This window comes from Rheinheimera fenheensis (assembly GCF_039871805.1).
GTDB classification, from domain to species: domain Bacteria; phylum Pseudomonadota; class Gammaproteobacteria; order Enterobacterales; family Alteromonadaceae; genus Alishewanella; species Alishewanella fenheensis.
Genome location: NZ_JBDPJM010000010.1, coordinates 31,958 through 46,091, shown reverse-complemented (window position 1 = coordinate 46,091; position 14,134 = coordinate 31,958). Strand labels below are relative to the sequence as shown.

16 protein-coding genes are annotated in these 14,134 nt (G+C 52.7%); 14 read left to right on the top strand and 2 right to left on the bottom strand.

The window, feature by feature from the left end:
- Positions 1 to 3: 3 nt before the first annotated feature.
- Positions 4 to 417: a ribosome-associated heat shock protein Hsp15 gene (hslR, locus tag ABGI61_RS13505; RefSeq protein WP_347601933.1), complete on the bottom strand. Its 414-nt coding sequence runs from the start codon at positions 415 to 417 to the stop codon at positions 4 to 6.
- 167 nt (positions 418 to 584) lie between these two features.
- On the opposite strand from hslR, the gene gspC reads away from it, so the two are divergent.
- From gspC to ABGI61_RS13445, 12 genes are read left to right on the top strand one after another with little or no spacing between them, the layout of a single operon-like run.
- A complete protein-coding gene (gene gspC / locus ABGI61_RS13500; protein ID WP_347601931.1) occupies positions 585 to 1,538 on the top strand; it encodes a type II secretion system protein GspC in 954 nt (317 codons plus the stop codon).
- A gap of 27 nt (positions 1,539 to 1,565) precedes the next feature.
- Entirely contained in the window at positions 1,566 to 3,683 is a 2,118-nt protein-coding gene (gspD, locus tag ABGI61_RS13495; protein ID WP_347601929.1) for a type II secretion system secretin GspD, read from the top strand.
- Positions 3,683 to 5,191: a type II secretion system ATPase GspE gene (gene gspE / locus ABGI61_RS13490; protein WP_347601927.1), complete on the top strand. Its 1,509-nt coding sequence runs from the start codon at positions 3,683 to 3,685 to the stop codon at positions 5,189 to 5,191. Before gspD ends, gspE begins: the two co-directional genes overlap by 1 nt.
- Complete coding sequence (gene gspF, locus ABGI61_RS13485; protein WP_347601925.1) at positions 5,191 to 6,414, top strand: type II secretion system inner membrane protein GspF; 1,224 nt, start codon at positions 5,191 to 5,193, stop codon at positions 6,412 to 6,414. Before gspE ends, gspF begins: the two co-directional genes overlap by 1 nt.
- A gap of 1 nt (position 6,415) precedes the next feature.
- On the top strand, positions 6,416 to 6,868 hold the full coding sequence (gene gspG / locus ABGI61_RS13480) for a type II secretion system major pseudopilin GspG (RefSeq protein ID WP_347601923.1): 453 nt from the start codon (positions 6,416 to 6,418) through the stop codon (positions 6,866 to 6,868).
- Positions 6,868 to 7,461 (top strand): type II secretion system minor pseudopilin GspH, encoded by a 594-nt coding sequence (gspH, locus tag ABGI61_RS13475; protein WP_347601921.1) that lies wholly within the window; start codon positions 6,868 to 6,870, stop codon positions 7,459 to 7,461. The genes gspG and gspH overlap by 1 nt, the downstream gene beginning before the upstream one ends.
- Positions 7,458 to 7,826, top strand: a complete 369-nt coding sequence (gene gspI, locus ABGI61_RS13470; protein WP_347601919.1) for a type II secretion system minor pseudopilin GspI — start codon at positions 7,458 to 7,460, stop codon at positions 7,824 to 7,826. The genes gspH and gspI overlap by 4 nt, the downstream gene beginning before the upstream one ends.
- Positions 7,819 to 8,442: a type II secretion system minor pseudopilin GspJ gene (gene gspJ / locus ABGI61_RS13465; protein WP_347601917.1), complete on the top strand. Its 624-nt coding sequence runs from the start codon at positions 7,819 to 7,821 to the stop codon at positions 8,440 to 8,442. Before gspI ends, gspJ begins: the two co-directional genes overlap by 8 nt.
- The gene (gene gspK, locus ABGI61_RS13460; RefSeq protein ID WP_347601915.1) at positions 8,442 to 9,437 is read left to right on the top strand and encodes a type II secretion system minor pseudopilin GspK; all 996 of its coding nucleotides are present in this window, start codon (positions 8,442 to 8,444) and stop codon (positions 9,435 to 9,437) included. Before gspJ ends, gspK begins: the two co-directional genes overlap by 1 nt.
- Positions 9,434 to 10,621 carry a type II secretion system protein GspL gene (gene gspL / locus ABGI61_RS13455; RefSeq protein WP_347601913.1) on the top strand — a complete coding sequence of 396 codons (1,188 nt, stop codon included), beginning with the start codon at positions 9,434 to 9,436 and terminating at the stop codon, positions 10,619 to 10,621. The genes gspK and gspL overlap by 4 nt, the downstream gene beginning before the upstream one ends.
- Positions 10,618 to 11,088 carry a type II secretion system protein M gene (locus ABGI61_RS13450; RefSeq protein WP_347601911.1) on the top strand — a complete coding sequence of 157 codons (471 nt, stop codon included), beginning with the start codon at positions 10,618 to 10,620 and terminating at the stop codon, positions 11,086 to 11,088. Before gspL ends, ABGI61_RS13450 begins: the two co-directional genes overlap by 4 nt.
- Positions 11,089 to 11,097: 9 nt before the next feature.
- Positions 11,098 to 11,841, top strand: a complete 744-nt coding sequence (locus ABGI61_RS13445; RefSeq protein WP_347601910.1) for a type II secretion system protein N — start codon at positions 11,098 to 11,100, stop codon at positions 11,839 to 11,841.
- A gap of 8 nt (positions 11,842 to 11,849) precedes the next feature.
- On the opposite strand, the gene yrfG is transcribed toward ABGI61_RS13445, so the two are convergent.
- A complete protein-coding gene (gene yrfG / locus ABGI61_RS13440) occupies positions 11,850 to 12,524 on the bottom strand; it encodes a GMP/IMP nucleotidase (RefSeq protein WP_347601908.1) in 675 nt (224 codons plus the stop codon).
- A 58-nt stretch (positions 12,525 to 12,582) separates the two neighbouring features.
- Here yrfG and nudE point away from each other — a divergent pair, with 58 nt between their 5' ends.
- Positions 12,583 to 13,191, top strand: a complete 609-nt coding sequence (gene nudE, locus ABGI61_RS13435; RefSeq protein ID WP_347601906.1) for an ADP compounds hydrolase NudE — start codon at positions 12,583 to 12,585, stop codon at positions 13,189 to 13,191.
- The gene (cysQ, locus tag ABGI61_RS13430; protein ID WP_347601904.1) at positions 13,160 to 13,990 is read left to right on the top strand and encodes a 3'(2'),5'-bisphosphate nucleotidase CysQ; all 831 of its coding nucleotides are present in this window, start codon (positions 13,160 to 13,162) and stop codon (positions 13,988 to 13,990) included. Before nudE ends, cysQ begins: the two co-directional genes overlap by 32 nt.
- The last annotated feature ends 144 nt before the right edge of the window (positions 13,991 to 14,134 follow it).

Here is a 14,134-nt window from a genome sequence, read left to right as displayed (position 1 = left end):
CTCTTACTGCTGCGATTTCAACAAAAGCAGCTTACGCCGCTCTTTTTTGTCGGGTTTGGTGTCGGGGTGTGGCGCAAACAAGCTGTTGGTTTTTCTAAGTTCAGCCCGTTTTTGTCGCTGCGCTATGCTGTCGGCGGTTTCTTCGTACAACGCCTGTGCCAGCGGTGCGGACAGCCGTTTGTCTGATAGGCCCAACACGATGACAATTTTTTCATCGCTGCCCTGTGCCAGCCGGATAGTCGCACCGGGCTCGACCGTTCTGCTGGCTTTGCAGCGCTGGCCATTATAATGTACTTTACCGCCTTCGATCATCTCTTTTGCCAGTGAGCGGGTTTTATAAAAGCGACAGGCCCACAGCCATTTATCTAACCGTAATGAAGCTGTGTCAGACTGTGCCGGCGTGTTAGATTGCGTCATATCATCGTGTCTGGCTGAACTAAGGTAGCCATTATAGTGCCAAATCAGCGATTATGGTGCCAGCATAGAGAAAAATGCGGTTAATATGTTGTAAAAGTTCGCGGATGACTTGTTGGTGTAAACACAACTGGTTAAGATAAATTTCGTTTTTCAGGCAAGTGTGAGCAATGAAGCCGTTACCCGATATACAGCAGTTGTTACAACAACTCGACAAACTACCGATACAGCGGGTACAGCCGTGGCTAAACCTGCTATTGGTTATTCTGCTGGCCTGGTTACTGGCCCGCTTAAGCTGGCAGCTGGTGCCGACGCCGGCTGCGACAGCGCTGACGCCTGTCATGCCGGCAACCACCAGCACATCCACAGGTTCTGGGGTGAGTTTACCGGCATTAACCAGCTTTGCACTGTTTGGTAAAGCCAGTTCAGAGCCGGTAAAAGCGGTGCAACCTGTGGTGACTGAAGCGCCGAAAACCCAGCTGAATGTTAAGCTGACCGGTGTGGTGGCGCTGGCCGCTGATCCTGCCAAAGGCAGCGCTATTATTGAAAGCCGCGGCAGTGAAGCGACCTATGCCGTAGAAGATACCATTGAGGGCACCAGTGCAGTATTAAAGCAGGTGTTGGCCGACAGAGTATTGTTGTTACAGGCTGGCCGTTTTGAAACCCTGATGCTCGACGGTATTGAATACACCAAAATTGCGCAGGCAAATGCGGGCCTGGGCCGCTCTGATGAATTAGTCGCGGTAGACGACAGCAGCGGTGATTTAGCACCGGCACCGGAGCCGATGGAAATGCAGCCGCTGGAACTGTCTGAGGAGCTGGATATCCGCCGTGAAGAGCTTATCGCAGAACCTATGAAGTTTTTCGATTACATTCGGGTGTCACCGCACCGGCCGCAAGGACAGTTGCTGGGCTACCGTTTAACACCGGGTAAAGATGCCAGCTTGTTTACCCAGCTGGGATTGCAGCCTAATGATCTGGCGATAGAAATTAATGGTATTGCATTAACCGACATGCAGCAGGCGATGAACGTGATTAACGAATTGCGTGATGCCAAAGAAGCCGCAATAAAAATAGAACGCGATGGTGAGATCAGAGACATTCTGGTAAGCCTGTCACAATAATTATTAAAACGAATTGGTTGTAGCATAATGAAATCAGGGCAATTAAGTTTTTTCTCCCGTCGCACGCTGGCCAGCCTACTGGTCGCTACCGCGCTGACCACCATCATCCCTGGCGCCGCGGTAATGGCGCAGGAAGAGGTGATGTACTCGCCAAACTTCAAAGGCACCGACATCAACGAGTTTATTAATATCGTTGGTATGAATCTGAAAAAAACCATTATTGTTGACCCGCAAGTGCGCGGCCGCGTCAATGTGCGTAGCTATGAGATGCTCAACGAGCAGCAATACTACCAGTTTTTCTTAAACGTGCTGGAAGTGTATGGCTTTGCCGTAGTTGAAATGGACAATGGCGTATTAAAAGTAGTGCGCAATAAAGACGCCAAAACCAGCAATATTCCGGTGGTGAGCGATACCAACCCTGGGCAGGGTGATGAAATGGTCACCCGGGTGGTGCAGGTGCGTAATGTGTCGGTACGTGAGCTGGCTCCCTTGCTGCGTCAGTTTAGTAACCAGGCCGGTGGTGGTCATGTGGTGAACTATGACCCGTCCAATGTGATTATGATGACCGGCCCGGCGGCAGTGGTTAACCGTCTGGTGGATATTATTCAGCGCGTAGACAAAGCCGGCGATCAGGAGTTGGAGATCGTTAAACTGCAATATGCCTCAGCGCCAGAAATCGTGCGTATTTTGGAAAGTATTTATAAAAGCCAGGGCCGGGCCGAGCAGCCCGATTTCCTGGTGCCACGCATTGTTGCGGACGAGCGCACCAACAGCGTGATTGTCAGCGGCGAATTACAGGCGCGTCAGCGCGTGATTGAACTGGCTAAACGGCTGGACAGTGAGCTACAAACCAGCGGTAACACCCGGGTGTTTTATTTAAAGTACGCCAAAGCTGAAGAGCTGGTGCCAGTACTAAAAGGCGTGAGTGAATCTATCGTAGCGGAAGTACAGGGCGGCACTGCCGGTGCCCAGGGCGGGCGCACAGCCGCAGCTAACCCGGGCCGGGCGATTAGTATTGAAGCGCACGCCGACAGTAACTCACTGGTGATCACTGCGCAGCCGGATATGATGCGCTCACTGGAAGAAGTATTACGCCAGCTGGATATCCGCCGGGCTCAGGTATTGGTGGAAGCCATTATTGTTGAAGTATTTGAAGGTGACGGCACCGACTTTGGTGTGCAGTGGTTAAATGCCAACGGTGGCGGTACTAACTTTAATAACGGTAATACCATCCCGATTATCGGCGTTGCAGCAGGTGCCGCAGTGGCATCACAGGTAACGCCAGGTAGCACTACCACCACCATCGTCGATGGCGTGCCGGTTACCCAAACCTCACCAGACTCTAACCGGGATTATTCGGTACTGGCACAGGTATTAAGTGGCTTAAACGGCGCCATGCTGGGCTTTTATCAGGGCGATTGGGCAGCTATTTTGCAAGCCGTTCGCACCAGCACTAACTCTAACGTACTGGCCACACCGCATATCACTACCATGGATAACCAGGAAGCGTTTTTCCTGGTTGGTCAGGAAGTGCCGGTGATTACCGGCTCTACCACAGGTTCAAACAACACTAACCCATTCCAGCAGGTTGACCGGCAGGAGGTGGGCATCAAGTTAAAAGTGACGCCGCAAATTAACGAAGGTGATGCTGTACAGCTGACCATAGAGCAGGAAGTGTCCAGCATTGGCGGTGCCACAGCAGTGGATATCACCATAAACAAGCGTGAAATTAAAACCACTGTGATGGCCGACGATGGCGCTACCGTGGTGCTAGGTGGCTTGATTGATGAAGACGTGCAGGAAAGCGAGTCTAAGGTGCCGTTGCTGGGCGATATTCCGGTGCTGGGGCATTTATTTAAATCGACCAGTGTCACCAAGCAAAAACGTAACCTGATGGTGTTTATTAAAGCCACCATAGTGCGCGAAGGTTCGGCCATTTCCGGCATCTCAAAAACCAAGTACAACTATATCCGTGCTGAGCAGTTAAAGCGTGACGAAGAGGGCATCCGTTTAATGCCATTTACCAAGCAGGTGGTGCTGCCAGAATGGGATGACTCGCTAACGCTGCCGCCTACTTTTGATGAGTATATGAACAAACAAGGCACGCCAGCACCCGCGACTGAGCAGCCAGGGAAGCAGGACTGATGCAGGCGCTTCACGAAGAGCAGGTGCAGCCGGCCAGCCGTAATATCCGCTTACCCTTTGGTTTTGCCAAGCGCCACGGCGTGCTGTTGGCACGGCAAGCACAAGGCTGGCAGCTGTATATTCATGCCGCTACCGCGCCCGATGCGGTATTAGAAGTGCGCCGTCTGCTGGCTGAACCGTTTCAGATCCAGCGTTTGTCGGCGACCGAGTTTGAAGCCATGCTCGAAGCCAGTTATCAGCGAGACTCCTCAGAAGCACAGCAGCTGATGGAAGATATCGGTAACGAGGTCAATTTAGCCTCGTTGGCTGATGATATTCAGGAAAGCGAAGACTTACTGGAAAATGAAGATGATGCGCCTATCATCAAGCTGATTAACGCCATGCTGGGTGAAGCCATTAAGCTTGGCGCCTCAGATATCCACGTGGAAACCTTTGAAAAAGCCTTAATAGTACGGTTTCGGGTAGATGGCATTTTACGTGAAGTGCTGCGGCCAAACCGGCGTTTATCCAGCTTGCTGGTATCGCGCATTAAGGTTATGGCCAAATTAGATATTGCCGAAAAGCGTGTACCGCAGGATGGCCGTATCAGTTTACGCATTGCCGGCCGGGCGGTAGATGTGCGGGTGTCGACCATGCCATCAAGTCATGGTGAGCGGGTCGTGCTGCGTTTACTGGATAAAAATAACTCGCACCTGAATTTAGCCGATTTGGGCATGACCTTGTCAGTACAGCAGGCGTTTTCACAGCTTATTTTAAAGCCACACGGCATTATTCTGGTCACCGGCCCCACCGGCTCGGGTAAAAGTACCACCTTGTATGCCGGCCTTACCGAAATAAACACCAAAGATCGCAATATTCTTACCGTTGAAGATCCGATTGAATACGAGCTGGAAGGCATAGGCCAAACTCAGGTCAATACCAAGGTGAATATGACCTTTGCCCGTGGTTTGCGCGCCATTTTGCGCCAGGACCCGGACGTAGTAATGGTGGGTGAAATTCGCGACTTAGAAACGGCGCAAATTGCCGTGCAGGCCAGTTTAACCGGCCACTTAGTGTTATCAACTTTGCACACTAATACCGCCGCTGGCGCCATTACCCGGTTAGAGGATATGGGTGTGGAAGCGTTTTTATTATCGTCCAGTTTGCTTGGCGTTTTGGCGCAGCGTCTGGTGCGTACTCTGTGTCCGCACTGTAAAGCGGCGCACGAGCCGGACAAAGAAGAGCGTAATCTGCTGGGCGTCAGTAAAAAAGACGAGGTGATTATTTACCGCGCGACCGGCTGTGAGCATTGTAATCAGACCGGTTATCGTGGCCGTACCGGCATTCATGAGTTGCTGCTGGTTGATGAGCATATCCGCGAGCTTATCCATAATGGCAAAGGCGAGCAGGCGATTGAAAAATACGTGCGTCAGCACAGCCCCAGCATCCGCGCCGACGGCTTTAGTAAAGTGTTAAACGGCGAAACCACACTGGAAGAAGTGTTGCGCGTTACCCGTGAGGATCTGTAGTGCCGGCCTTTGAATATCAGGCTCTGGATGCCAGAGGTAAAAGCAGCAAAGGCGTGCTGGAGGCCGATAACGCCCGCCATGCCCGCAGTTTGTTGCGTGAACAAAAGCTAACGCCGGTCAGCGTTGGCCTGGCATCACAGCAAGAGAAACTGCTGGCCTCGGGCAGTCAATGGTTTAAGCGCAAAATATCAGCATCAGAGCTGGCATTAATTACCCGCCAACTGGCAACGTTAGTCGAAGCCGCACTGCCGATTGAAAGCGCGTTGTTGGCGGTGGCCGAGCAATGTGACAAGCCACGGCTGAAAAACATGATGATGACGGTGCGCTCTAAGGTAGTTGAAGGTTACAGCCTGGCTGAAGGCTTAGCCGAGTTTCCGCACGTGTTTGATCATCTGTTTCGCTCTATGGTGGCGGCGGGGGAAAAATCCGGCCATTTAGATCAGGTATTAAACCGGCTGGCTGATTACACCGAGCAGCGTCAGCATATGCGCAGCCAGATCTTACAGGCCTTGCTGTACCCTATTATCCTTACTTGTTTTGCTGTGCTGGTGATCTCCATCTTGCTGGCCGCGGTAGTGCCGAAAATCGTCGGCCAGTTTGAACATATGGGCCAATCCCTGCCCGGTACTACCTTATTTTTAATTGCCGCCAGTGATTTTTTGCGCGCTTACGGTGTTTTTGTATTAATCGCCATTATGCTGGCACTGGTGGCGTTTAAACGGGCACTGCTAAAGCCCGCGTTTCGTTTTCGCTGGGATGCGCTGGTGCTAAAAAGCCGTGTGCTGGGTAAAGTCACCAAGGGGTTAAACACTGCCCGTTTTGCCCGTACCTTAAGTATTTTAAATGCCTCTGCGGTGCCGCTACTGGAAGCCATGCGCATCAGTGCAGACGTGCTAAGCAATACTTATATGAAACAGGCAGTGAGTGAGGCAACCGGTCGGGTGCGCGAGGGCACTTCGCTGCGTAATGCGCTGGAGCAAACCAAGCTGTTCCCGCCGATGATGCTGCATATGATTGCCAGCGGTGAAAAAAGCGGCCAGTTAGATTCGATGCTGGAGCGCGCCGCCAATACGCAGGACCGTGAGTTTGAAACTCTGGTGACGGTATCGTTAAAGGTGTTTGAGCCGGTGCTGGTCGCGGTTATGGCCGGTATGGTGTTATTTATTGTGATGGCAATTTTGCAGCCAATTTTAGCGTTAAACAATATGGTAGGTGGTGGTTAGTATGCAAAGGCAACAGAACAAAAAACAGCAGGGCTTTACCTTGCTGGAAGTGATGGTGGTTATCGTGATCCTGGGTATTATCGCCAGTATGGTGGTGCCCAACCTGATTGGTAACCAGGAACAGGCCGCCCGGCAAAAAGCCGTGGTAGATATTCAGCAACTGGAAAGCGCGCTGGATATGTACCGACTGCGTAATGGCTTTTACCCTACTACAGAGCAGGGCATGCAGGCCTTAGTGACGGCGCCTACGTCACAGCCGGTACCACGTGCTTTTCCGGAAGGCGGCTTTATCCGCCGTTTACCGAAAGATCCGTGGGATGAAGATTACATTTTGATAAGCCCGGGCCAGGTTGGCCGCATTGATATTTTAAGTAAAGGGCCAGACCGTACTGCCGGCACCGATGATGATATCGGTAACTGGAACCTAGATGACAACCAGGACAGTAACAACTAATGTTGCGCCAGCCGGTATTACAGCGCCCACAAGGCTTCACTTTAGTTGAAGTGATGCTGGTGATGCTGCTTATCGGCTTATTAGCCACCACAGTGGTGATGAATTTTACCGGTGAGTCACGCGAAGAGCGGCTGGAAAAAGAAGCTGAGCGTTTCACACAACTGTTTCAGTTTGTCGCTGAAACCGCCATGCTAAAGCAGCAGGAGTGGGGGCTTTATGTCGCACCGAATCACTATGGCTTTTTGTATTACAGTACCAGCGATGCCAAATGGTTACCCGCCACTGAGCCTGCCAGCCTGGAGCAATATAAACTGCCAGAGCATATTAGCCTGCAATTGGAATTAGAAGGCTTACCGGGCGAAGAGACCAATTTACTCAGCCAGCTGGACTGGCAAAGCGAAGACGACGAGCAGCCAGAGCTAGACAGTAAAATACCGGTGCTGCCGCAGGTGTTTATTTTATCCTCGGGTGAGATCAGCCCGTTTCAGCTGCTGTTTACCGAAGCATCGGACTTAACCCCACTGTACAGCAGCGTCTCGACCGACTTTAGCATACCGCTTAGCCGCACCGCAGCCTCAGAGGCGCTGCCATGATAAAACGCGGTTTTACCTTGCTGGAGCTACTTGTAGCCATGGCTATTTTTGCTACCGCCGGTATGGCCATTATGCAGGCCAGTTCGGCGCATATTCGCAGTTTAAGCCAGTTAGACGAGTTAACCATGGCCGGTTACATTGCCAATAACCAAATGCAGCTGGCGCTGTTAGATACTGAGTGGCCGGGAAACGAAAAACGTCAGGGCGAGCTGGAAATGGCTAACCGCAGCTGGCTGTGGCAACAGCAACTGATTAAGGTGCCAGATAACGATTTGCGTTTGGTGCAGATACGCGTCAGTCTGGCCGAAGCGCCAGAGCAGGTGTTATTTCAGCTGCAAAGCTATAAAGGTAAACCCGGTGCGTAAAGCGACTCGCGGTTTTACCTTTATCGAGATGCTGTTGGCGGCGGCCATTTTTGCTCTGGTCGGCCTGGCTTCGGTGGCTATTTTAACCAGCGTGACACAAAGTGATGAGCTATCGCAGCAGGCCAGCACCCGGCTGATAGAGCTGCAGCGTACCATGCTGATGTTAGAACGTGATTTTATGCAAATTAGCCTGCGCCACGTGCGGATTGACGGTGAAGCGCCGCAAAAGAACCGGCTGATGGGCGAGAAGTTTTTCTTAAATAGCGACGATCATGGTGTGAGCTTGGCCCGTCAGGGCTGGCGTAATCCCGGTATGATATTACCGCGCAGTGAAATTCAAACTGTGGCCTACCGGCTGCAGGAAGGCACGTTACAACGCTTGTACAGCCTGTATCCGGATGCCGTCACCGGTACCGAGCCTAAAGTGCAGGCGCTGCAAAGCGGTTTAACCGGTTTTGAGCTGCAATACCTGCAGGGTGAAGAGTGGCTGGAGCGCTGGCAGGATGGTAATTTTCCCTCAGCGGTGCGGGTGGTCCTGACTGACGAAAACTTAGGCCGCATTGAGCGCATTTTTATTATGCCCGATGCAGCGGTAAGTAGCGGGAGCCGCGAATAATGACCAAACCGGCGCAGCGCAAACAACAAGGTGTTGCCTTAGTGGCGGTGTTAATGATCATCGCCATTGTGGTGGTGATAGCCGTAAACATGACAGGCCGCTTGCAACTGCAATTGCAGCGCCAGCAAAACCTGCAGCAACAACAGCAGGCGTTTTGGTATGCCATGGGCGCCGAGCAGTTTGCCCGGGTGTTGTTAGCCCGCACTTTAGCCGGCGAAGAAACGGTGCACCTGGGCCAGGACTGGGCGCTGAGTGGCGCCAGCTTTCCGGTGGAAGATGGCACTATCGCCGGCGAGATGACAGATTTGCGCAGCTGCTTTAATTTAAATGCGCTGCAAAATGTACAGCCAGCCAGCGGAGGCCGGGTTGAGCAAACTGCAGCACAAAAAGCGTTTTTACGCTTGTTAGAATTAAAAGCGACAGAGTTGTCGATGCCGGCGGAATATCTGCTGGCCCGCCTCGGCGATTGGTTAGACGAAGACAGCTTGCTCAATAGCGCCGGTGGTGCCGAAGAGGACGACTATGCTGCGCTGCGTTTTCCGTACTACAGTGCCAATACGCTGATGGCCAGCGTGTCTGAGCTGAGGGTGATACTGGATCTGACCGTAGCAGACTATCAGTTGTTGGCGCCTTATGTTTGTGTCATACCCGAAGACAGCAGCCTGCAGCTAAATGTGAATACCCTAACCGAGGACACGGCAGTGCTGCTGGCAGCACTTATTCCGGAGTTAGCCGAACAGGCGGCGCAAGATCTGATTGCCAACCGGCCCGAACAGGGGTTTGCCACCTTGGATGACGTATTTGGCAGCGCAGAGTTAGCCGGTATAACCGTCAGCGATGAGGTTAAAAGCCTGCTGACATTAAAATCAGATAGCTTTCAGTTAGTGGCCACCGCGGCCTATCTGGAAAGCGGTTTTGTGTTAACGTCGGTATTTAAAATAAATGATAATAATCAGGTCAAAGTATTGGCCCGGCGATTTGGAGGCCAGGGGTGAGTGAACAGTTGGTGATCCGGCTTGGCAGCCGGGCAGAGCACAGCATCAGTTGGCTGGTATGGGCCAGCCATAGCCAGGAAGTGATTGCCAGTGGCGAGTTGCCGGGTGCCGATGCCTTGGTTGAACTGGCCGAGCGGCTGGGTACACGGCCGGTGGTGGCACTGGTGCCGGCATCTGATGTGGTATTAAAGCAAGTGGCGCTGCCGGGCAAACCCAATCGCCAGGTACTGCAGGCGCTGCCGTACATGCTGGAAGAAGAGCAGGCAGAGGACATTGAGCAGCTGTTTTTGGCGTTGGGTAAAGTAGTACAGCACGAAGGCCAATACAGCCAGCAAGTCGCTATTTGTCAGCGCGAGCGCTTAGCGCAGTGGCTGGACTGGCTGCAACATGCCGGTTTTAGTGTTAGCCGTATGCTGCCCGATGCGCTGTTACTGCCCGAAAAGCAACTGCCGGCCTGTATTCAGTTGCAGCAACAGTGGCTGTTAAAGCAAAGCAGCTGGCAGGTATCAGCAATAGAAGCCAACTGGTGGCCGGACTATCTGCAATTAGCGGCACTGCCGATGTTAACCAGTTACAGTCCCTGGCCCGAAGAGTTGCTGCAAAGTCATCAACTTGCAGAGCCTGAGCTGCCACTGGCGCTGCTGGCCAGTGAGCTGGATAAACAGGATTTCACCTTATTGCAGGGCGAGTACAAACCCAAGCGGCAGGTAAACCGCTACTGGCAAATCTGGCGCACACCGGCGCTGTTGGCGCTGGGCTGTTTGGCGCTGTATTTGCTGCAGTTAGGCGCCACAAGTTATCAATTATCGCGCCAGGCGGCGGTGCTTAGCGAACAAAGCCGGCAGCTGTATTTACAGGCCTTTCCGGATGAGCGTATCGTCAATTTAAGCCGTCAGGTACAACAAAAATTGGCCGCCAGCGGCGGGGCGCAGCAGCAAAGCTTTTTAACCCTGCTACAAAGCTTACAGCAACAATTGGCTAAGGTGCCTGATATCAGCCTGGACAATTTACGCTTTGACAGCAAAAGGGCCGAACTGCGTTTTCAGGCCAAGGGCGATGGCTTTCAAAGTTTTGAGCGGCTGAAAACTGCCCTGGAGCAAGCCGGCTTTAGTGTGGAGCAGGGTGCGCTGAGTAACGATGGCGACAAAGTACAGGGCAGTGTTGCTATGCGGGGGGCACAATGAAACAGCAACTGATACAGTGGTGGAGCAGCCTGCAAAGTCGAGAGCAGCGTTTGGTGGCCGGCGCTGGTGTGGTAATGGCAATTGGCTTGTTTTACTGGCTGCTATGGCAACCGCTGCACAATGCCCGCGATACCCAGCAACAAAAAATCGAGGCAGCCCAGCGCCAGTTAAGCCAGCTGCAGCAGCTGTTACCCCAGCTGCAGGCTGCCGGTAGTAGCACAGTTAGCCGCAGTGGCAGTGTGGCGCAAATTATCAGTAACAGTGCCCGCAGCAGCGGCATTCGCGTTAGCCGGATGCAGCCGCAAAACCAGCAGCTAACACTGGTGTTGGAAGATGTCAGCTTTGAGCAGCTACTGGGCTGGTTGCATGCGCTGCAATATCAGCACGGTGTGCAGCTGGTCAGCCTGGATGTGGCGCTGGCCGATAAACCCGGTATAGTGCGGGTGCGACGAATGGTAGTGGAGTAAACCGGCAGTATGACAAAGACCAAACTTATCGTAATCGGTGTAATTAGCTATCTGTTATTTACCCTATTGCTCACGCCTGTCAGCTGGTGGCTAAAGCTGCTGCCGCTGCCGCCTCAGCTGCAGTTAGGTGCCAGCAGCGGTACCTTATGGCAGGGCGAGGTAAGTGCTGCACAGTATCAACAACTGCAGTTTGACCGTATCCGCTGGCAGCTACAAGGCTGGCAGCTACTACGCGGTAAGCTGGCTTTTAGCCTGCAAAGCGGCAGTCTGCAACAAAGCAGTGTGCCATACTTAAGCGCCGTAGCCAGCTATGGCTTAGGCGGTGCTGCGCTGGATAACAGCCTGATCAGTCTGCCAGTTTCCAGCCTGGTGCCCTTATTGCCACTGCCGTTGCCGGTCGATGCCAGTGGCGAGTTGGTACTGGATATTACCCAGTACCGTCAGGGCCAGCCTTGGTGTAACAAACTTAAGGGCAGTGCCAGCTGGCAAAATGCCCGCCTGCAAACGCCTACCGGTACCTGGCTGGATTTACAACAGCTGTTCGGCACGCTCAGTTGCGACAACGGCACTGTGGCGATAACCACTGACGGCGCTAACGTATTGGGGCTGGATATTAAAGCGGTAATAAATGCCGAACAGTTGCTGGTGAATGGCACGCTAAAACCCGAGCCAAGCCTGCCGGAAGAAGTGCACCAGGCGATGCAATTTCTTGGCAAGCCTGATGCAGAAGGGCGGTATCGCTTAAGCTTTTAAGCGCCGGCTTAGCCAGCGCTAAAATTGCGGATATCATCCAGCAGGACGGTGTAGTCGGTAATGGCGGGAAACTCGGTGATTTGCCGGCTTAACTGCTGGCTATCCGGGTTGGCGACTGCCAGCAAGTGTTTAATACCAAAATCCTGCGCTGCTTTAAGTATGGGCAGGCTGTCGTCGATAAACAGTGTGCGCTCGGGGTTAAAACCGAGCCGCTGCTGCAGCTTCTGCCACAGCGCCCAGTTTTCCTTCGTCACGCCAAATTCATGGGTCGAAATTAACGTATCGATATAACTGGCCAGTTCAGTGCGCTCTATTTTAAGCGACAGGCTATCCGGGTGGGCGTTAGTCACCAGCGCAATCTGGCGGCCACTTTGCTTAAGGGCGGTAAGAAACTCCGGCACATCGGCGCGCATGGCAATTTTGTGCATCACTTCGCGTTTTAGCTCGTTGATCGGCAGCTGAAGCCGTTTGCCCCAGTAATCCAGGCAATACCATTCCAGTTTACCGGTAAGCTCAGCATACTCGGCTTTTAATTGCTGTTCAGCCTGCTGCTGACTGATGCCGCTAATTTCGGCCCAACGTTTGGGTAAATGCTGTAGCCAGAAATAATTGTCGTAGTGCAGATCGAGCAGGGTGCCATCCATATCCAACAGCACGGTATCAATTTGTGCCCAGTTCAGCATAGGTTTTTCCTGTTAATCGTTTTATAGTAACTGCTTGGATTGTACCAGAGGTGGCAGCATGACGCAGCGGCAGGATGACAAGCCCGGTAATAAACAAAAGCCCGACATTTTAGGCACTGAAATTGTGGCGCAAAGCCGTTTGTTTAAAATTGAGCAGTTAGAGCTGAAGTTTAGTAATGGCGAGCAGCGCACCTACGAGCGTATGCGCGGCAGTGGCCGTGGTGCCGTGATGATCATTGCCTGCCCAGACCCTGAGCATCTTTACCTGGTGCGGGAATACTGCGCCGGCACCCATGATTATCAGCTGGGTTTTCCCAAAGGCTTAATTGATCCGGGCGAAGATGTTATTACCGCCGCCAACCGTGAGCTGAAAGAAGAGATTGGCTTTGGCGCCCACCGCTTTGTGCAGCTAAAATCGCTGGCGCTCGCCCCGGGCTATTTTAATGCTACAATGCATATAGTTTTGGCCTTTGATTTATATGCAGAAAGCCTGATTGGCGATGAGCCCGAGCCGCTGGAGCTGGTAAGCTGGCCACGCGCCGAAGCCGAAGCCTTGCTGCAACAGGCCGACTTTACTGAAGCCAGAAGTGTCGCTGCGCTGTTACTTGCGCAGCACTATTTGGAAGCGAACCCGGATGTTTTTAAGCAAACTGCTGGAACCTGTTAAAGCGGCGGCCAAAGAGGCCGGGGCAACCTTGTGGCAGTTGTACCAAAGTGGTGACTTTCAGCAGCAACAAAAAGCCGACCAGAGTCCGGTGACCAGCGCCGATTTGGCGGCGAACCGTATTATCATCGAGCGCTTGTCTGAACTGACACCCGATATCCCTATTATTTCAGAAGAGTCAAAACTGGCGCCGTTAATGCAGCGTCAGCACTGGCCACGTTATTGGTTAATTGATCCAATGGATGGCACCCAGGAGTTTGTCGCCCGAAGCGGTGACTTTGCCGTTAGCATTGCTTTGGTCGAGCGGGATTGGCCGGCATTAGGCGTAATTTACTGGCCCAAAGAAGACATCTTGTACTACGCTAGCCGCGGTAATGGTGCCTTTAAACAGCAACGTAATCTGATTAACCGTATCCGGGTAAACCAACACCATAAAGGCGACACGCTGAAAATTGCTGTCAGCCGCCGCCAGCCGTTGCAGCCTATTGTCGACTTGCTAAACAGTGAACACGCTGTGGAGTATATTGCCTTGGGTAGCTGCTCACTAAAGAGCTGTTTAGTGGCGGAAGGCAAGGCCGATTGCTACCTGCGACTGGGGCCCACCGGCGAGTGGGACACCGGCGCTGTGCATGTGATCGTAGAAGAAGCCGGCGGCAAGATTCTCGACAGTGAATTTACCCCGTTAAGCTATAACCAGCGCGATACCTTGGCCAACCCCGACTTTATGGTGATGGGGCAGGCCAGTACACCCTGGCCAGAACTGATTAAAGCCCGGCGCACCGAGCGTGACCTAAGCCTGTAGTGCTGAAAGCTTTCAGCTGCCCTTACCAATCTGCTTTCATAACTACGCAATAAAACTGCATAGTGTGGCAAAACCAGCACTGACGCGGTTTTTAGCCAAATCAGCCGTTTTGCTAACTATCTTTTCTGCGGAAAAAACGCTATT